This window comes from Acidovorax delafieldii 2AN, assembly GCF_000175235.1.
In the GTDB taxonomy this organism is placed as follows: Bacteria; Pseudomonadota; Gammaproteobacteria; order Burkholderiales; family Burkholderiaceae_C; genus Acidovorax; species Acidovorax delafieldii_B.
Window position 1 is genome coordinate 107,407 of record NZ_ACQT01000002.1, and the last position, 18,586, is coordinate 125,992.

Annotated in this window: 11 protein-coding genes; 5 read left to right on the forward strand and 6 right to left on the reverse strand. The window is 66.0% G+C overall.

Going from position 1 to position 18,586, the window contains the following annotated elements; all coding sequences use genetic code 11:
• Nucleotides 1–203 precede the first annotated feature (203 nt).
• On the reverse strand, nt 204–641 hold the full coding sequence (locus ACDELDRAFT_RS01020; RefSeq protein WP_005792860.1) for a BON domain-containing protein: 438 nt from the start codon (nt 639–641) through the stop codon (nt 204–206).
• A 384-nt stretch (nt 642–1,025) separates the two neighbouring features.
• On the opposite strand from ACDELDRAFT_RS01020, the gene ACDELDRAFT_RS01025 reads away from it, so the two are divergent.
• Nucleotides 1,026–1,898: a GGDEF domain-containing protein gene (locus tag ACDELDRAFT_RS01025; protein ID WP_232504680.1), complete on the forward strand. Its 873-nt coding sequence runs from the start codon at nt 1,026–1,028 to the stop codon at nt 1,896–1,898.
• Nucleotides 1,899–2,049: 151 nt separating this feature from the next.
• Here ACDELDRAFT_RS01025 and ACDELDRAFT_RS01030 read toward each other — a convergent pair whose 3' ends face one another.
• From ACDELDRAFT_RS01030 to glmS, 5 genes are all read right to left on the reverse strand, one after another.
• Nucleotides 2,050–2,751: a Crp/Fnr family transcriptional regulator gene (locus ACDELDRAFT_RS01030; RefSeq protein ID WP_005792862.1), complete on the reverse strand. Its 702-nt coding sequence runs from the start codon at nt 2,749–2,751 to the stop codon at nt 2,050–2,052.
• Nucleotides 2,752–2,941: 190 nt separating this feature from the next.
• Nucleotides 2,942–3,661: a Crp/Fnr family transcriptional regulator gene (locus ACDELDRAFT_RS01035; protein ID WP_005792863.1), complete on the reverse strand. Its 720-nt coding sequence runs from the start codon at nt 3,659–3,661 to the stop codon at nt 2,942–2,944.
• A gap of 134 nt (nt 3,662–3,795) precedes the next feature.
• Nucleotides 3,796–12,459, reverse strand: coding sequence for a GH36-type glycosyl hydrolase domain-containing protein (locus ACDELDRAFT_RS01040; protein ID WP_040327630.1), 8,664 nt, complete (start codon nt 12,457–12,459; stop codon nt 3,796–3,798).
• Between the two features lie 59 nt (nt 12,460–12,518).
• Complete coding sequence (locus tag ACDELDRAFT_RS01045) at nt 12,519–12,761, reverse strand: hypothetical protein (RefSeq protein WP_005792865.1); 243 nt, start codon at nt 12,759–12,761, stop codon at nt 12,519–12,521.
• A gap of 647 nt (nt 12,762–13,408) precedes the next feature.
• A complete protein-coding gene (gene glmS, locus ACDELDRAFT_RS01050; protein ID WP_005792866.1) occupies nt 13,409–15,325 on the reverse strand; it encodes a glutamine--fructose-6-phosphate transaminase (isomerizing) in 1,917 nt (638 codons plus the stop codon).
• Nucleotides 15,326–15,462: 137 nt separating this feature from the next.
• Between glmS and ACDELDRAFT_RS01055 the strand changes: the two genes are divergently transcribed.
• From ACDELDRAFT_RS01055 to ACDELDRAFT_RS01070, 4 genes are all read left to right on the forward strand, one after another.
• Nucleotides 15,463–15,951, forward strand: coding sequence for an Lrp/AsnC family transcriptional regulator (locus tag ACDELDRAFT_RS01055; RefSeq protein ID WP_005792867.1), 489 nt, complete (start codon nt 15,463–15,465; stop codon nt 15,949–15,951).
• A 126-nt stretch (nt 15,952–16,077) separates the two neighbouring features.
• Complete coding sequence (locus ACDELDRAFT_RS01060) at nt 16,078–17,061, forward strand: DnaJ C-terminal domain-containing protein (RefSeq protein WP_005792869.1); 984 nt, start codon at nt 16,078–16,080, stop codon at nt 17,059–17,061.
• A complete protein-coding gene (locus ACDELDRAFT_RS01065; protein ID WP_005792871.1) occupies nt 17,058–17,399 on the forward strand; it encodes a chaperone modulator CbpM in 342 nt (113 codons plus the stop codon). The genes ACDELDRAFT_RS01060 and ACDELDRAFT_RS01065 overlap by 4 nt, the downstream gene beginning before the upstream one ends.
• Nucleotides 17,400–17,519: 120 nt before the next feature.
• Nucleotides 17,520–18,572: a sensor domain-containing diguanylate cyclase gene (locus ACDELDRAFT_RS01070; protein WP_005792872.1), complete on the forward strand. Its 1,053-nt coding sequence runs from the start codon at nt 17,520–17,522 to the stop codon at nt 18,570–18,572.
• The last annotated feature ends 14 nt before the right edge of the window (nt 18,573–18,586 follow it).

Below are 18,586 nucleotides of genomic sequence, written 5' to 3' on the forward strand. Positions count from 1 at the left end.
TGCACCACCTTCCGGGCGTGTAGGTGACGGCGCCGATGGCAGGCCCTACTCCGAAGTGGCGTTGTCCGTCTCGATGAAATGGAACACGAAACGCCCTACCTTCTAGCCGATCTAGTCGTTAGCCTCCCCGGAGTTGGCCTTTAGCAGCTTTATTCCCCTTGCCCAACAACTACCACCTGAGTGACGGGCAGAAGGCACTTGGGCTAGAACTGTTGGGTGCTTTGGAGCAAACGCCTGGCCCGCAGCTCATCGAGGCTCGGGGCATAACTGCTGAGGTTGGCCGTGGCCGGCTCGGCGCCGGTGGAAAACATGACGCTATCCACCCTGTTCACGCTCGGCACGGTCTGTGCCACGAACACGGCCACATCCATCTGCGTCTTGTCGGCCGCCGTGCCGCTGAGCAGCACCACCCCCTGGTGCGATTCGATGTTGATGTCGATGCTGTGCTGCACGGGCGAGAGAATCAGCGCGGCGCGCACGCGTGACGCGAGCACACCGTCTTCCACGTACATCGTCGATGCCGGGCTCGGGGGCACCCAGGTGCTGACCATATCGGTGCGCCGGCAGCCCTGCAACGACGCCATGGCCAGTGCCCCCAGAAAGGCACCGGACAGGCAGCGGAAAATGGAATGGTGAAGCATGTAAAACAGGCCCTTGGAAAGCTGGCCTCCATGTGGATGACCGATGGAATCACTGTCCCATGCTGCAGCGGCCCCGTCTGTTCGTAACCGCACCCATGGAGTGAAGAGTCTTTGAGCCCCGGCCATCCGACTTGATGCGTGCAGTGGTGCTGCCGCACGATCACCGCGAAACACATGGTTTCAATCCGGCGTCAACTATGTGCGGTGGCAGACAGTTACGCAAACCCCGTCGCCCCAAAATCAGCCGCAGCAAGGGCTCGGTCTGATGGTGTGCCCGTACGGGCGCCCTGCTGCCCCACGCACCCCTGGGCGAAGGCAGGAACACAAAAGGTTCAGCGTATGGCGATCAACCACAGACAGTTCATGTCAGGCAAGGCCCTCACCGTGTCCTGGCCCACCGCGGTGCAAGTGCGTCACTGGAGTCAGGTTTTCCGGGCGCTTCGGGTGCAGTGGATTTACTGCGGCCTGTACAACGGCAGCCCCCTCCCCCAGCTGGCGTGCGCCACTCCGGCTCAACCCGACCCGGATTTCAGCGTGCCTGAATGCGTCGCTGCACTGGAGATGTTGAATCAGGCTCTCGAACGCGAATCCGCGCAGCGGCAGGCGCTGGAGCGCGCATTTCAACATGCCAAGACGGCACTTGCCCAGGCCGAGGCCGACCTGGCCTGTGTGCGCAGCGGCGAGCGCCAAGCGCGCCACCTGGCCTTGCACGACGATCTGACCGCCCTGCCCAACCGCCGCCATCTGCTGCAGCAACTGGACCATGCTCTCGCCCAACACGGACCCGACAGCACGGGACCCACGGTGCTGTACCTCGATCTCGACGACTTCAAGGCCGTGAATGACACCCACGGGCATGGCGTGGGCGACGAGGTGCTGCGCATCACCGCTGCACGCCTGATTGGGGCAGTGCGCCACGGCGACATGGTGGTGCGTCTGGGCGGCGACGAGTTTGCATGCCTGCTGCGAGGCGTGGCAGATCCAGTGCCCTTGCGCCAGCTGTGCGCCAAACTGCTGGACGCTGTGTCGTGCCCCATGAAGATCGATAGCGTGCAACTGCTGGTGCGCCCGAGCATTGGCATTGCCATCTGCTCCCAGCAAGACACTACGGCAGAAGACCTGCTGGCCTGCGCCGATGCAGCGATGTATGCGGCAAAGCGCGGCCGAAGCGGATTTGCGCTTTATGGCGAGTCGGCCGCATCTGGATTCAATGCCACCAGTTCCTGCAGTGTCCACAACGCATCTGCCCGGCACTGAGAATGCCACGCCCTGCGGGAATCACTTCCTCAGAGCCGCTGGGCGAGTCTGATCCACAGCGTGTTGAAAATGGGCCACATTCAGGGAGCCAGGCACAGGCAGACATGCACCAGTGGGAGCACAAGGACGCACCGGGCGTGTAGCGCCTCGGTCATTTTTTGACCATCATCAACCGGTTGTAGATCTCCTTGTCGGCGACATAGCAGCTGCAGGCTGCGGCTTCCAGCGCCTTGCGGTTGAGCACCGTGAGTTCGCCCCGGTGGTATGCAATGAGCCCGCTGTCCTGAAAATGGCTGGCTGCCTCGGTTACGCCGACCCTGCGCACGCCCAGCATCAAGGCCATGAATTCCTGGGTCACGTGGAAACTCTCAGACCGTGACCGGTCCTGGCTCATCAACAACCAGCGAGCCAGGCGTGGTGCGATCAGGTGATAGCGCTGACACGCGGCCGCCAGCGTCTGCTGATGCAAGCGCATCAACAAACAGGCCTGGAGCAACGTTTCCAATGCGGGAATCGCATTGATCTGTGCCCTGAGCTCTCTGGCGCCAATGCGCCAGCTCGACCCCGCACCCTGCACCAGTGCCCGCCAGGGCGTGGCCGCCAACCCCAAAATCAGCTCCGACCCCAGCATGGCCTCGGCCCCCACCATGCCGACTTCCAGCGGCGGATGGCTGTCCACATCAATCACCAGGGACAGAAACCCTTCCATGGGGAAATGGGCGTGGCTCAGGGGTTCGCCGCGCGTACTCAATTCAGCTGAGAGCACCAGCTCGAACGGCTCGCAATGGCCCAGCAGCTGCTGTCGCGCTGCAGGGGGCAGCTGTTGAAGAAGGGAGTTTTCTGGGCGATGCATCAGGACGTCTCACGGGTCGGTCAGCGCCGCTCAAAGAAGCGGCGTCACGACGACTGCACAGAAGCTTGCCTTGCGCAGGTCTGTGCGCAGTGTGGGCGCCCCTTTGCGGCGTGACTGTCTGCCAGCGCACACAGCAGGCCATACAGGGCACGCCCAAAGTGCAAGCGCCCTGTCCTGCCCAGCCAGCCAGCTAGCTGGCGGTGCGTGTGGGCAGCAAGCGGTCGTATTCTCTTTTCACCACCCCGTAGCACTCACAAGTGCGGCCCTCCAGGCCCGGTCGGTCAAGCACATCAATGCGCCCCCGCGCATAGCTGATGAGACCCGCGCGCTGCAGCTTGAGTGCCGCTTCGGTCACGCCCTCGCGGCGCACGCCCAGCATGTTGGCGATCAGCTCCTGGGTCATCACGAGCTGATTGCTTTGCAGGCGATCGAGGCTGAGCAGCAGCCAGCGGCACAGTTGCTGGTCCAGCGAGTGGTGGCGGTTGCATACGGCCGTTTGCGCCATCTGGGTGATCAGTGCCTGCGTATAGCGCAGCAACAGGTGCATAACCGGCCCGGAGCGCTCGAACTCTTGCTTGATCACATCCGCACGCAGGCGATAACCCGAACCCGCGCTCTGCACCACGGCGCGGCTGGGCGTGGTGCCGCCGCCCATGAAAATCGATATTCCCACCAAGCCCTCGAAGCCCACCACCGCAATCTCGGCAGAGGCCCCATCCTCCAGCACGTAAAGCAAGGACACGATGGTGCTGGTTGGAAAGTACACATAGAGCATGGCCGCCCCGGACTCATACAGCACCTGCCCCAGGTTCAGCTCCACCGGTTCCAGGTGGGGCAGCCAGCGCTGCAGCTCAGCCTCCGGCAAAGCCGCCAGCAACTGGTTCTGCAAGGGGGAGTTAGGTTGTTTCATGGCAGCCCCTTTGTTCATCTTTTCCAGTTCAAAACCGGCACACGACTACGTCGCCCCTGGGTGGTGCGCTGTAAGAAAATGAGTTTTCCACGCTGCGCCCGGCGCAGTATGTGCGCTATCGCACATACAAACAATTACCTGGCAGACTTGGCAGCCGGGGCCAGCGCAGGCGTGAGCGGGTGGGTACCCGGCTCTGCGCCGGTCCAGAACGGAATGACGAAGCAGGCGTTGGTGGTCAGATCCTGCCAGTTCAGGCGCTGCCCCACCTGCAGCAGGCGTGCGCCGTACGGGGCATCGCCGGGCAATGTACGCTGGGCTGCCACGGACTCCACCCGCACCAGAATAAACCGCAGGGTGCGCCCTTGGCGCACCAGCGTAATCTCTGCGCCCGGCCAGTGTGAGGGCAGACAGGGCGTGAAGAACAGCTCCTGGGCCCGCATCTGCAGCCCCAGGATCGACTCCACCGCCGCCCGGTGCAACCAGCCCGCCGCGCCCGTGTACCAGCTCCAGCCGCCGCGCCCCACATAAGGCGGCTGGCTGTAGATGTCGGCGGCCATCACATAGGGCTCCACCCCATAGCGCGGGCCCCACACGGCGTGCTGCGCATGGTGGGCGGGACTGAGATAGGTGAAGTAGCGGTAAGGCACATCAAACGCTTCAGGGTTCCCGGGCTCCCCCACCGCCAGCGCGGCGGCAGCCATCAGCGCCCAGACGCCACCATGCGCATACTGGCCGCCGTTCTCGCGCACGCCGAGCGGGTAGGCCTGTATATAGCCCGCGCTGGGCTCGGCGTGGCGTAGCGGGGGGGTCAGCAGTTGGATCAACCCTGCGGCAGGGTCCACCAGATGGGCCTCGACCGCGTCCATCGCGCTGCGCTGCCGCTCAGGCGGTGCAGCGCCAGAGAGCACCGACCAGGCCTGCGCAATGAGGTCAATACGCCCCTCCGTCCGTGTGTGGCTGCCAAGGGCGGTGCCGTCATCAAAAAAGGCGCGCTGGTACCAGTCGCCGTCCCACGCCTCGGTCTCCAGCGCAGCGCGCCAGCCGCGCAGCGCGGTGTCCCAGCGCTCCACACGGGCGAGGTCGCCCTGCGTGTGGGCTAGTGGAACCCAGTCGGTGACGATGGCGCACAGGAACCACGCCAGCCACACCGATTCGCCGCACCCGCCATCGCCCACGCGGTTCATGCCATCGTTCCAGTCTCCGCCGCCCATCAGCGGCAGGCCGTGCGCGCCCGTGCGCAGGCTGCGGTCGATGGCGCGGGCGGCATGCTCATACACACTGGCCGTGGTGGCGCTGGCGCTCGGGGACTCATAGATGTCTTCTGCCCCCTCGGGGATGGCCGAGCCTTCCAGAAACGCCACCTGCTCGTCCAGCACGCTATTGTCCCCAGTGCGTTCCAGGTAATGCGCGCAGGCAAAGGGCAACCACAGCAGGTCGTCAGAGAAATGCGTGCGTACCCCGGCCCCGCCCGGCGTGTGCCACCAGTGCTGCACGTCACCTGCTTCAAACTGGCGCGATGCGCACAGCAAGATCTGCACGCGCAAGGTGTCCGGCTGGGCCCAGGCCAAGGCCATGGCGTCCTGCAACTGATCACGGTAGCCGGTGGCGCCGCCTGCCTGGTAAAAGCCCGCCTTGGCATACAGGCGCGATGCAACCGTCTGGTAGAGCAGCCAGCGGTTGACCAGCACGTCGAGCAGCGGATCGGGCGTGGTGACGTTGGTAGCACCAAGCAGCGCATTCCAGCGCTCAATACACGCATCTTCACGCGCACTGGCGGCCACGGCCATGGCCTCATTGACCAGCGCAAGAGCCGCCGCTTCGGTGGGGGCGTAGCCCATCAGGTACACACGCTCGAACGCCGCCCCGGCCCGCAGCGTGACCATGCGCGTCAGGGCCGCGCAGGGGTCCAGCCCAAACCCGCTGCGCTGCCCCAGTTGCAGGGGCACCACCAGGTCGCCGCGGGCATCGAAGAACTCGCGGCGATCACAGGTCCAGTCCAGACTGTCGTTTGCATGGTCGTCCGTGCCCTGCCCGGCCGAGGCCTCGCAAAAAAATGCGGTGCCACCGCCAAAGCCTGGGGCCGCCTCGACCTGCGTGCACAACAGGCCCAGCAGGCGGCCATCAGGCAGCGGCGCGAAGCGCGGTGCGGTGGCCAGCGTGGCGCGGTCGCCGCGCTTGTCGCCCATCATCCACTCCACCATGCCAATAAGGCGCAGGTGCTCGCGCCTGGTTCCCAGGTTGCGCACCTGCACATGCACCTGCTTGATGGCGGTGACGGGATCGACACACCATCGCACCTCTACGTCCAGCGAACCTTGGCGGTGGCGAATGGTGGTGGTGCCCTGGGCATGCTCCACGCGGTACGTCGCATCGGCTGCGCCCCAGGCCGATGGCGTCAGGCTCCACACTTCGCGCGTGCGCCGGTCCTGCAGCAGCAGCCATTCGGCGGGCGGGTCAGCAACCGGGTCGTTGGACCAGGCGGTGAGCTGGTTCAGGCGGCTGTTCAGCGCCCAGGTGTTGCCCGTGCCGCTTTCGGACACAATCGCTCCGAGCTGCGCATTGGCCAGCACATTGACCCACGGTTTTGAGGGCCGCAGGCCCTGCGATACATCAAACACGAAGGTGCCGGTGACCGGTGCGAAAGTGCCCACCGGCGCGGGCACGGGTGTGCTGGGCTGGTGTGTAGGTACCTCGTCGGTGGCGCCACCGCGCCAGGGGCTGGCCATGGACACGCCATGGGCGGCCACCCAGGCCTTTACCTGGTGCATGAGCGCATGGCCATCGGCCTTCAGCGTCATGCGGGCCAGGCTGGCGAACGTGCCCAGCTGCTCTGCCGACAAATCATCGAGCCGAAGCACATGCAGGCCGGTGACCACCGGGCCCGAGAGGGTCTGCAGACCAGCCTCGTGGTGTTCGCGCAGCAGGAAGAGCTCGCGCTGCAAAAGCATGTCGTAGGAGTGGGGCTCATTGCTCAGCACCACCATGTCGCAGGCCACACCGCCATGCGCCCATTCGCGCAGCGCCTGGGCCAGCGTGCGCAGCAAGCCCAGACCCTGCCGCGACCCGGCCATGACCAGAACCAGCGGCCTGTCGCCAGAAATTCCGAGCTGCCACAGCACGCGGCGGTCACACACGCGATGGGGGGCCATGGGCGTGGCAAGCAGGCCCGCATTCACCGCCTCCACCTTGGGCAACGTCAACACCAGTGCCGTGGTCAAGGCCTGCACTGCGGGCAGGTAGTCGCGGTGCGGGCGCTGCGACGCCCACTGGATGCTAGCCAGCGTGGCCGACATGGCAGAAGCCCGCTCCACATAGGTTGGCTGACGGTATTTATCGATGATGGCCAGCAGGGTGGCCGGGTCTTGCGAAGCCGCCGTGGCAAACGTGACGCAAGCGTGCGCACCGGGTGCAATGCGCAGCATCACGCCCAGGGCGGCTACAGGGTCCAGGCCCGTGTCCAGCTCGGCAGCCAACTCGGGCACGCGGGCCATCAGCGCCAGCGGCTGGCCGGGCGCGTGGTTGCGCCCCAGCCAAAGTCGCCGGTCGGTCTGGCAACGCAGGCCCAGCACGTTCCCTTCTGCTCCGGCCACGAAGTGCGCGGCCTGCAGCGTGGTTTCAGTTTGCAGGCGGGGGGGGCGCACAAACCGCAGTGCCTGCTGAGCGGGAAGCCATTGCGCTGTGATGAAGAGGTTGGAGAACGCCGGATGTGCCTCGTCGGCCGCGTGGGTGGCCAAGGTGATATCGAGGGCCGAGATCAGTTCCAGCTCGATCACCTCGTCGCCCAGGTTGCTCACCACCACCTTGCGCAGTTCGATGTCGTCTTCCGGGCTCACCCACACGGTGGTGTGCGCCCTCAGCCCAGGCCACAGCGCGTCAAAGCACACGCGGTCGGTGTGGAAGATGCTGCGGTACACCGCACGCGCATCGGGCGCGGGGTGGCTGGTGACAGATGCAGGCACGCTGGAGCCCATTTGCCGCACGTAAATAAAGCTGCCATGCGCGTCGCGCAAGGCATCGTCGCGCCAGCGGCTGATGCCAGTCTGGTGCCAGCGGCTCCAGCCCGCACCATTGGGGCGCAGCGTGACGCTGTAGCGCCCGTTACTAAGCAGATGGGTGGGCTCCAACGCCTGGGTGCCTGGTGTCACGGGCCGCACATGGTCGGGCGTTTTTTGCTGGCGCGCATGCAGCGGCAGGCGCGGCGGTGTAGTCAGCAAGGTGGGCAGCTCGCGCGGGGCACGCTCCTGCAACAGCGGCAGCACGGCCTCGATGCGTGCATGCGCCGTGCCCCAGCGCTGTGCCACACCGCCCATGAGCACGTTGGCCAGCGCCACGATGGTCATGCCCTGGTGGTGGGCCATGTAGGTGCTGACCAGCGTGAGTTTCTCGCCATGGGTTTGGCGCTCTGGCGTGAAATCCAGCGCCTCGAAAAAACCGTAGCGTCCGCGCGCCGACAGCGCAGCCAGCGTGCGAAAGTTGTCGCAGGCCGCCCCGGCGTCCACCAGTGTGGCCAGCGCCGTGGCATAGGGCGCAATCACCAGCTCGCCCACCGGCGCGACGCGCAACGCCAGCCGGGGCACGCCCTGCGGGGCATATTGGTATGCCAGCGTGTGGTCGCGCCCGGCATAGGCACATTCGGAAATGCCCCAAGGCATGTCCTTGTCCAGGTCCTGCACATACGTTACATGCTCGCGCAGGGCGGAACGCCCTGCCTCGCCCAGGGCGCTGTGGTAGGACTCGGCGATCACCAGGGTGGGCATGAGGTACTCGAACATCGAACCCGACCACGAGCGCAGCACCGCGTGGTAGCCGTTGGCGAAGAACGGCCGGCCCAGTGCCGACCAGTGCCGCACGGGCAGATCGCCCTTGGCCATGGCCATCATGCTGGTGGTGCGTGATTCGGAAGCCAGCAGGTCGTAGAACGAAGTGTCAAGCTGCTGCTCTTCCAGCCGGTAGCCGATGTGCAGCAGGTGCCGCCGGGGGTGGTAAAGAAACCAGAAGTCGGCCTGCCAGGCCAGCGCATCCAGCGCCTCGGCCAAGGCCAGTAGCCGTCGTGCAGCGTCGGGTGCGCCGCCGCTGTGCGCGGCCTGCGCGTCGCGGTCCACCGAGTGCAACGTGGCCAGATGGTCGGCCAGCAGCCACAACAGCTCGTCGTGGGCCGTGGGCCGGGTGTGCACGATGGCGGCGTGCCATGGCTCGGCCATGCCGCGCAGCTCCTCTTGCGCCTGCGCCAGCAACGCGCGAAACGCGGTGGCCTCGGGCTGGTGCGCGGGGTTGGGTAGGGCCATGCCCAGCAGGCGGCTCAGCGCAGACTGGTGCTGCAGGCCCCGCATGCCATGGTGGAGCGCACCCAGCCGGGGTAGCAGACGAGCCAGCGATGTGCGGATGGCCTGCTCGCCCGCCTCAGGCGACAGCGGTTGCGCCGCCAGTGCGCTGCAGGCCTGCGCCACGGTCATCAGGTGGGCGCAGAGGTTGCCACTGTCCACCGTCGACACATAGCGTGGGCGCAGGGGCTGCAATGTTTCGGTGTCGTACCAGTTCAGGAAGTGACCCCGGTGCCGCTCCATCGCCTGGAGCGTGCCCAGCGTGGCTTCGAGCCGGTCGAGCAGCTCCAGCGTGCCAATCCAGCCGAATTGGCGCGCGCAGCTGGCGCTCAGCAGATACAGACCGATGTTGGTGGGCGACGTGCGGTGTGCCACCACTTCATAGGGTGCGGTCTGCAGGTTGTCGGGCGGCAGGTGGTGGTTTTGCACGTCCACGCAGCGCTCGAACAATCGCCAGGTGTCGCGCGCCACGCCGTCCAGCAAGCGCCGGTCTTCTGCGGAAAGCTGCTGCGAGCCCCGGCTGGGCTGCGCCGCATTGGCCAGCCAAACCAGCAGTGGCGACAGTGCCCAGAGCGCCAGAAGCGGCCACCCTACGGCCCATGTGCCCGACGCGCCCAATGCCCCAAGCGCCAGGGCACAGCCCAGCGCCAGCACAGGCGCGGCTACATGCCGGCGCAGCGTGGCGCCCAGGCCCGTGACCAGGGTGTTGTGTGCTGCCTCGGCCGTGGTCCACTCGAGCAGGTGCCAGCGGCTCACGGCCTGCCGGTGCACGGTGCGCACGATGGCATCGCTCAGCAGCAGGGCCTGCTGGGGCAGCATGGCCAGGTGCCATATGCCGCTGGCCATGGCGCGCAGCAGGTCCCCCGAGGCCTCGTGAACGTAACGCACGCCCACCACCCCCCAGCGTCGCGGCACCCAGCCCGCCAGCGCACCCATCACGGGCCCAGCGGCATACGCTGCCACCACCACGGCCAGCGCGGTGAGCAGAGGCAGGACCAGACCGGCCAAGGCCAACAACAGAAGCAGCAGCGATGCGGGCGCCACCAGCGAGCGGCGCAGATTGTCTAGCAGCTTCCAACGGTTGATGGGCGAGAGGCCCCAGCGGCGGGCCTGCACAAGAAACGGCCACAGCTGCCAGTCGCCTCGCGTCCAGCGGTGCAGGCGGGCGGCGGCAGTGTCGCTGTGCTCAGGCTCGGCCTCCACCAGGGTCACGTCGCTCACCACGGCGCAGCGCACCAGCGCGCCTTCGAGCATGTCATGGCTCAGCACCTGGTCTGTAGGCAGGCGTCCACCCAGCACGGCATGCACCGTGGCCACATGCAGCAGGCCCTTGCCGGTAAAGCTGCCTTCGGCAAAGAAGTCCTGGTACACATCAGACGTCATGGCGCTGTAGGGGTCCAGCCCCTGCTGCCCCGCGAACAGCCACTGCCAGAGCGAAGTGTTGGCGCCCGCAGGCAGCGGCGCCAGCACACGCGGCTGCAGAATCCCGTAGCCCTGCACGACGCGCTGGCCCGCAGCGTCGAGCCGGGGCTGGTTCTGGGGATGCTCGGCCACACCCACCAGGGCGCGCAGGCGGCCTGGTGGGAGCTGCGTATCACTGTCGAGCGTGAGTACATAGCGGGTCTGCGGTGCCAGGCGTGAGAGCTCGCCCAAGTCGATGAAAGCGCCCGGCACCCCGGTGGCCAACTCTGCCACCAATTGCTCTAGCTTGCCGCGCTTGCGCTCCCAGCCAATCCACTGCTGCTGCGTCGCGCTGTAGATGCGGGCGCGATGCAACAGCACAAAACGCGGGGCACTGCCCGTTGGGAGGGGATGCTGCGTGTTCAAGACCTGCATCAGGCCCTTTGCATGCCCCAGCAATCTACCGTCTTCCGGCTGCTCGGCGTCATCGGCATCTACGCCGTCGGTCAACAGCGCGAACTGCGCATAGGGCTCGGGGTTGGCCAGGTAGTGCAGATGCAGGCGGTGCACCAGCCGGTCGATGGTGCCGGTGCTGCTAAGCAGGGCCGGAATGGCCACCAGCACTCGCGCCGATGCCGGGATGCCCGCAGGCAGCAGGTAGCGCGGCATGTGGGTGGGCTTGATGGATTCGCTGATGAGCCGGTTGACTACCGCCACCACGATCTCGGACACGGGCAGAAGCAACAGGGCGGTCACCAGCACCAGACCTGCGAGTGGGGGTGCGCTGGCGTTTGTCCCACCCTGTGTGGCCCACGGGTGCGCCATCAGCCAAGCTAGCAGCCCCAGCGAGCCGATCAGCAAGGCGCCCAGGTACAACGGCACCCGGGACACCCCCATAACGGAGCGCCACAGGGCAACCGCATCGCTGGCGTGGCGGCCGGCGCCTAGGGCCTGCTCCAGCTCTCGGCGTCCAGCACCTTGCAGCCAGTAGCCAGCCAGCGCTTCCGCACCATCACCTCCGGCGCCCGACATCCTGGCCAGAAGCGTCTGCGCAACGGCAGCCTCGCCCTGCCCGCTGCGGGCCGAGAGACGTTCAATGCCGTGCAGCGTGGTGTTGCGCGTGGCTTCGTCCTCGGCCGCAAACACGGACGACTGCAGCATGACGCGCAGCACCAGGCTAGCCTGACTGATGATGTCGGACCAGTCGGCTGCACCGATCAGCCGCAGTGCCGTGACAGCATTGCCCATGCTCAGCTGGTCCGCCGCCTGGTTGATCTGCTGCTGGTTCTGCAACGCCACGAGGTCGGGCACTGCGGTTTGCAGCCACAGCTGCACGGGTGAGAGCGGCTGCGCTGGAGTGTGCCCACCCGCCGTTCTGCGCCCCGCGGCGGCCTGTGCCAAATGGACCAGGAACACGAGTCCCACGCCGCGCAGCTCCATCGCAGCAAATGCGCCGTCCAACGCCTGCACAGTGAGGTCGTTGTAGCGGGTGGCGCACAGGCTGGCCAATTCCTGCGCAGCCTTGTGGCTGGCCAGGCGCTCGGCCAGGCGGCGCAGGTTTTCGATCAGCACCACGCGCAAAGTGGTGGGCAGCGCCCACAGCTCGCCCTGGGTCAGTTCGCGGCTCTGCTGGTAGGCATTGAGAAACCGCACCAGCAGCGATTCGTCAAAAGCGCTGTCTGTGTGCGCCACAAACGACCAGGCCAGGCCGTACACGCGCGGCAGGCCCACCAGCGGCGCGCCTTTCAACACCGGCAGCGAGCGGTAATAACGCGGCGGCAGCCCGGCCCGTATCTCTTTGAGCTGGCTCTCGATCAGGTGGAAGTTGTCAAACAGCCATTCGGCGGCCGGGCTGATAGCGTGCTCGTCGTGCGGCGCATCAAAGATGTATCGATACGCTGCCCGCAACGCGCGGATATTGCCCTGCAATCGTGGATAAAACGTGGCGCGACCAAACGGCGCCTTGCCCGCGTCGTGTGTCGCGCCCAGATGGCGGCCATGCTCTTCAAAGCGGGCCACGCCAAAGACTTCTGCCCGCAAGGGCTCCAGCACCTGCCCCCTCCTGGCATCGAGCATGCGCTCGATCGCGTCAGAAACCCATGGCCATTCTGTACGTAAGCCCATGCGTGCCGCCCTTACCCCACCAGCGATACAGCCCCTACAAGCAGCGTGATCAGCAGTGCCACGGTCACCACATGCTCAGCAACGACAGCCTGGAGCCATGCGACCCCAGCGAGAAACCGCTCCAGTTGTCCGCGCAACGCGACACAATGCTCCAGATGCTCACCCAAGTGGGAGAGCTCCAGCAGCGAAATATCTGCAGGCTCTCCCACGGAAGACGTGTCCCACGCAGAGGCAAGGGTGAAGGGATGGGACATGGAGAGCTCCTATACAGATAAACAGCACCGCGAAAGAACATGCGGCACGCTGATCTCCTTGTACCCGCGTTTAGTGCACTTGGTCTGTGCGCTGTCGAACAAACGCAATTACCCCGATCTGTTCCTCAATTGTTGATTCGACTAGGTCGATAGTGCCCGGTCAATAGTTGAACAAATTTCGCCCTTGGCGCGTTGTTCAATGACGACCGCAAACGCAGCCCGATCTGGGGGGGAAGTGGCAGAAAGGGAGCTCGTGCGGCCATGGTGGCTAACACCAACTCACGATTCATATTCAAGATGAAGGAAACCGCCCAACGTGAGCCATGGGCGCATAACATCAAGCTATGACCCTGCTGCAGATGGCGAGCCTCTTCGAATGCCACTCTACTCCTTTGCGCCGAGGCAAAACTACAACCACTTCCCAGTGTCCTGTATCGACGTCAGCGGTTCTTGACTGCCGAAGTTGAGTGGCAGCAACCAGCCTGAAGCAGTCCCCCCCACCGCCCGTACACCGTCGTGATCAGGCACGAAAGCGCCTCAACTGAGGCAGTTTCGCATTTCTTAAAGTGGAATTTTCCCGACGAACTTCATTTGCGCCCGACAGACTTTATTTGTTGGAGTCACAAATGTTGAGGCGACGTCAGCCATCACTCAACGGTCACACTCTTGGCCAAGTTCCTTGGCTTGTCCACATCCGTCCCACGCGCGCAGGCTGTGTGATAGGCCAGCAGTTGCAGCGGCACCACGTGCAGCAGCGGGCTGAGCTGGCCATAGTGGCCGGGCATGCGGATGACGTGGATGCCATCGCTGCTCTCGATGTGTGTGTCTGCGTCGGCCAGCACATAGAGCACGCCGCCGCGCGCGCGCACTTCCTGCAAATTGCTCTTGAGCTTTTCGAGCAACGCATCGTTGGGTGCCACGGTCACCACGGGCATGCTGCTGGTCACCAAGGCCAGCGGGCCATGTTTGAGTTCACCGGCTGGGTAGGCCTCGGCGTGGATGTAGCTGATCTCCTTGAGCTTGAGCGCCCCCTCAAGGGCGATGGGGTAGTGCAGGCCCCGGCCCAGGAACAGGGCGTTTTCCACGCGCGCAAAGACTTCGGCCCAGCCGATGATCTGGGGTTCGAGCGCCAGCACGGCCTGCAGGGCGCTGGGTAGCTGGCGCATGGCCTTGAGGTGCGCGGCCTCCTGCTCATCGGTGAGGCGGCCGCGCGACTGCGCCAGGGCCAGCGTAAGCAGGAACAGCCCGGCCAGCTGCGTGGTGAAGGCCTTGGTGCTGGCCACGCCGATCTCCACGCCCGCACGGGTGATGTAGGCCAGTTCGCACTCGCGCACCATGGCGCTGGTGGCCACGTTGCAGATGGTGAGGGTGTGCCGCATGCCCAGGCTTTGTGCGTGGCGCAGCGCCGCCAGGGTATCGGCCGTCTCGCCGCTCTGGCTGATGACGACGACCAGCGTGCGCGGGTTGGGCACGCTGGTGCGGTAGCGGTATTCGCTGGCCACCTCGACCTGGGTGGGGATGCCCGCGATGTCTTCGAGCCAGTATTTGGCCGTGCAACCGCTGTAGTAGCTGGTGCCACAGGCCAGGATGAGCACGCTGTCGATTTCCTTGAAAACGCGCCAGGCCGCCGTACCCGGTTGGCCGTCGCGCCCAGGCCCATCGAACAGCTCGGGCACGACGCCCTGCACGCCTTCTAGCGTGTTGGCGATGGCACGCGGCTGCTCGAAGATTTCTTTTTGCATGTAGTGCCGATAAGGGCCCAGCTCTGCCGCGCCGGTAAAGGCCTGTACGGTGCGCACGGGGCGCTGTGCCGGGGTGAGCGCATCCTTGGCGCCGCCGCCCTTGCCCACGATCCAGTAGCGGCCCAGCTGCAGGTCCACCAGGTCGCCTTCTTCCAGATAGACGATCTGGTCGGTCACCCCGGCCAGGGCCATGGCATCGCTGGCAAGAAAGTGCTCGCTGCGGTCCTTGCCCACGCCCAGGATCAGCGGCGAGCCGGCGCGCGCGCCCACCACGCGGTGCGGCTCGTCCTTGTGCAGCACGGCGATGGCGTAGGCGCCGCGCAGTTCGCCAACGGCAGCCCGCACCGCCTCGAAAAGATCGCCGCCGTAGTGGCTGTCCACCAGGTGCGCAATGACCTCGGTGTCGGTCTGACTGGTGAAAACATAGCCGCGCGCCTGCAGTTGGGCGCGCAACTCCTCGTGGTTCTCGATGATGCCGTTGTGCACCAGTGCCACGCGCCCCAAGGTGTTCGATGCCGGGCCCGTTCCGTGGCTGAAATGGGGATGGGCGTTGTGCACGGCCGGCGCGCCATGCGTGGCCCAGCGCGTGTGGGCGATGCCAGTGGCGCCTTCGATGTGATCGGTGCGAACCTGCTCAAGCAGATCCGCCACCCGCGCCGTGCTGCGGGCGCGCTGCAGGCCTGTAGGCTGGCCAGCGTCACCACCAGAGGCATGCACGGCCAGGCCGCACGAGTCGTAGCCCCGGTACTCCAGCCGCTGCAGGCCCTGTACGAGGATGGGAACGATGTTGCGCGTGGAAACCGCGCCGACGATGCCGCACATGGAAAGCCTCCTGCTTCTGGGGAATGGGGCGATCGTAGGCAATGCGTCGCCTAATTTTCGATTGATTTTTTGCTGCAATTGAAATTTTGTTTCATCGCCATAAGATGGTGAAATATTTATTCAAATATTGACAATTTATGCAATCCATCGCGCTCGATGCCATTGACCTGCACCTGCTCGACTTGCTGCAGCGCGATTCCGGGCAAAACAACCAGAGCCTGGCCGAGCAAGTGCACGTGTCGCCCCCCACTTGCCTGCGGCGCGTGCGGCGCCTGCACGAGGCCGGGCTCATCGAGCGGCAGGTGGCCATCGTGCAGCCCGACCGCCTGGCGGCGCTGTGCGGCCATGGGCTGGCCTGCATCGTCGAGGTGTCGCTCGACCGGCAGGGCGCCGAGCAGCTCGACGCCTTCGAAGCCCGCGCCGTGCGGGAGGACGCCGTGCAACAGTGCTGGCGCGTGTCGCCCGGCCCCGATTTCGTGCTGGTGGTGTACACGCGCGACATGCCGGCCTATCTGCAGCTCACCCAGCGGCTTTTCACGGGCGATGCCAACGTGCGCAACGTCAAGGCCTTCTTTGCCACGCGGCGCGCAAAGTTTGAAACAAAAGTGCCTGTCGCGCTCGATTGATGTGCGCAAACAGCTATCCAATCAATAGCATGCATCCAGCGGCCCGCACACCGCGGTTGCGGGCGCGGGGGCCGCAGGGCTACAGTAGAAGCGGCGGCAGCGCGCCGCCCACCGCGAAGGACACGCATGGAATTCAAGGACTACTACCAAGTACTGGGCGTTGCCAAAACCGCCACCGCCGACGAAATCAAGAAGGCCTACCGCAAGCTGGCGCGCAAATACCACCCCGACGTCAGCAAGGAAACCGACGCCGTGGCCCGCATGGCGGAGATCAACGAAGCCAACGCCGTGCTGTCCGACCCCGAGAAGCGGCAGGCCTACGACGCGCTGGGCCAGCAGCCGCACCGCGCCGGGCAGGATTTCCGCCCACCGCCCAACTGGGACGCCGGCTTCGAGTTCTCCGACGGAGGTGGCTCGGCGGGCGGGCCGGACGGCGATTTCAGCGACTTTTTCGAGCAGATTTTCGGCCGCCACGCGCAGCGCACCCGAAGGCCGCACCGCGATGCGCAAGGGGCCAGCACGTGGACGGATGCGCCACCCTCGCGCGGCAACGACCACCACGCGAAGATCGAGCTTGACCTGCTCGACGCCTACCATGGTGCCGAGCGCAACCTGGCGCTGCGCGGCGCGCGGCTGGATGACGCCGGCCACGTCGTGCAGGAAGAGCGCAGCCTGCAGGTCAAGATCCCTAAAGGCGTGCGCGAAGGGCAGCTCATCCGCCTGTCCGGCCAGGGCAGCCCCGGCTTGAACGGCGCACCGGCAGGCGATCTGTTCCTGGAGGTCCATTTCAAGCCCGACGCCCGCTGGCGCGCGATCGACCGCGACGTCTACCAGCCGGTGGCCCTGGCCCCTTGGGAGGCAGAGCTGGGCGCCACCATCGAAGTGCAGACACCGTCCGGCACCGTGGAGGTGACGGTGCCCGCGCATTCGCGCCCTCCGCGCAAGCTGCGCCTCAAGGGACGTGGCATCCCCGCCGCCACGCCGGGAGACCTGTACCTCGAACTCACGGTAGCGCTGCCGCCAGCGCACACCGACGCAGAACGCGCTGCCTACACGGCGCTGGCCCAGGCATTTGCCCGCTTCACCCCCCGCGCCGGAGTTCAACCATGACCACCACACCCCAAGCCAGCGCCCAACCGGGCGAACTGCTCGACGACATGGCCCCGCTGTCTCTCGAAGACTTGGCCCGCATCTGCCACATGGCGCCCACCTGGGTGAGCGAGCGGCTCGAAACCGGCCTGCTGCAAGCCGAGGGCCAGGGCGGCCACTGGCGCTTCGCCAGCGCCAGCATAGTGCGCGCGCGCCGCCTCGCCCACCTGGAGACCACTTTCGACGCCGACCCCCACCTGGCAGCCCTCACCACCGACCTGATTGAAGAAGTGGCCCAGCTGCGCCAGCGCCTGCAGCACCTCGAGGCCGCGCTGGGCACGCCGGTGCCGCCCAGGTGACAATTTTTTGCTGGCCTTGGCTGCGCGGTCCATGTAAGATTTCGTAACAACGCCCTGCGGCAGCGCCGCAGCCGGGCCGCCCCCCCTCTTCTTCCCACTTGCCATCTCCAAGGCCGCCGCATGACCGACCCCAGACGCCAGCTCTCTCGCCGGGTATATCCCCTGCGCGTGCTGGGCATGGGACTGGGCGGCCTGGTGGTGGGCACCGTGCTGTGGGAGCAGCGGGCAGGCTGGGGCCCATGGGCGTGGATGGCCCTCGTCAGCTTCATCTGGCCCCACGTGGCCTACCAGTTCAGCCGCCTGAGCGGTGAACCCTACCGCGCCGAAATCCGCAACCTGCTGCTCGATTCGGCCCTGGTCACGGCGCTGGTGCCGCTGATGCACTTCAATCTGCTGCCCAGCGTGCTGCTGATCACGCTCACCGTGGTGGACAAGATCACCACCGGCATTCGCGGCCTGTGGCTGCGCTCTCTGCCCGGCATGGCCGTGGGCATGCTGGCCGGCGGTGCTCTCACGGGTTTCGAGTGGGCGCCCACCACGTCGATGCCGGTGATCATTGCCTGCCTGCCCGTGATGGCCCTGCACACCGTCTCGGTCAGCGTGGCCAGCTACCGCCTGATCCGCCAGGTGTCGCGGCAGAACCAGTTGCTCGACGAATTGCGCCGCATTGACGCCCTGACGGGCCTGTACGGCCGTGGCCACTGGCAAGAACAGGCCGAAGCCGCGCTGCGCCTGCACCACGCCACCGGCGAGCCCGCGTGCCTGGTGATGCTCGACATCGACCATTTCAAGCAGATCAACGATTTGCACGGCCACACCGTGGGCGACGAAGCCATCCGGGCGCTGGCGCACATCGTGCGCAGCAACGTGCGCACCACCGACTGCGCCGGGCGCTATGGCGGTGATGAGTTCGCCATCGTGCTGCGCGGCATGCACATGGACAAGGCGCTGGCCGTTGCGCAGCGCATCTGCGAACAGGTGCAGGCGATGCGGCTGCACGACATGCCTGAACTGCAATTCACCAGCAGCTTGGGCGTGGCTGCCGCCGACCACCGCCACAGCAGCCTGCGCGCCTGGACCGACGCCGCCGATGCCGAGCTGTACCAGGCCAAGGCGTCGGGACGCAACCGCGTGTCGGCCACCGACGTGCCGCCCCTCGCGCCCGTGGTGTAAAGCCCCCAGGCCGG

Bases quoted from the DNA above. Each gene is read 5' to 3' on its own strand.
- ACDELDRAFT_RS01020 (WP_005792860.1), bottom strand. From the start codon at position 641: ATGCTTCACCATTCCATTTTCCGCTGCCTGTCCGGTGCCTTTCTGGGG.
- ACDELDRAFT_RS01030 (WP_005792862.1), bottom strand. From the start codon at position 2,751: ATGCATCGCCCAGAAAACTCCCTTCTTCAACAGCTGCCCCCTGCAGCG.
- ACDELDRAFT_RS01035 (WP_005792863.1), bottom strand. From the start codon at position 3,661: ATGAAACAACCTAACTCCCCCTTGCAGAACCAGTTGCTGGCGGCTTTG.
- ACDELDRAFT_RS01040 (WP_040327630.1), bottom strand. From the start codon at position 12,459: ATGCTCGATGCCAGGAGGGGGCAGGTGCTGGAGCCCTTGCGGGCAGAA.
- ACDELDRAFT_RS01045 (WP_005792865.1), bottom strand. From the start codon at position 12,761: ATGTCCCATCCCTTCACCCTTGCCTCTGCGTGGGACACGTCTTCCGTG.
- glmS (WP_005792866.1), bottom strand. From the start codon at position 15,325: ATGTGCGGCATCGTCGGCGCGGTTTCCACGCGCAACATCGTTCCCATC.
- ACDELDRAFT_RS01055 (WP_005792867.1), top strand. From the start codon at position 15,463: ATGCAATCCATCGCGCTCGATGCCATTGACCTGCACCTGCTCGACTTG.
- ACDELDRAFT_RS01060 (WP_005792869.1), top strand. From the start codon at position 16,078: ATGGAATTCAAGGACTACTACCAAGTACTGGGCGTTGCCAAAACCGCC.
- ACDELDRAFT_RS01065 (WP_005792871.1), top strand. From the start codon at position 17,058: ATGACCACCACACCCCAAGCCAGCGCCCAACCGGGCGAACTGCTCGAC.
- ACDELDRAFT_RS01070 (WP_005792872.1), top strand. From the start codon at position 17,520: ATGACCGACCCCAGACGCCAGCTCTCTCGCCGGGTATATCCCCTGCGC.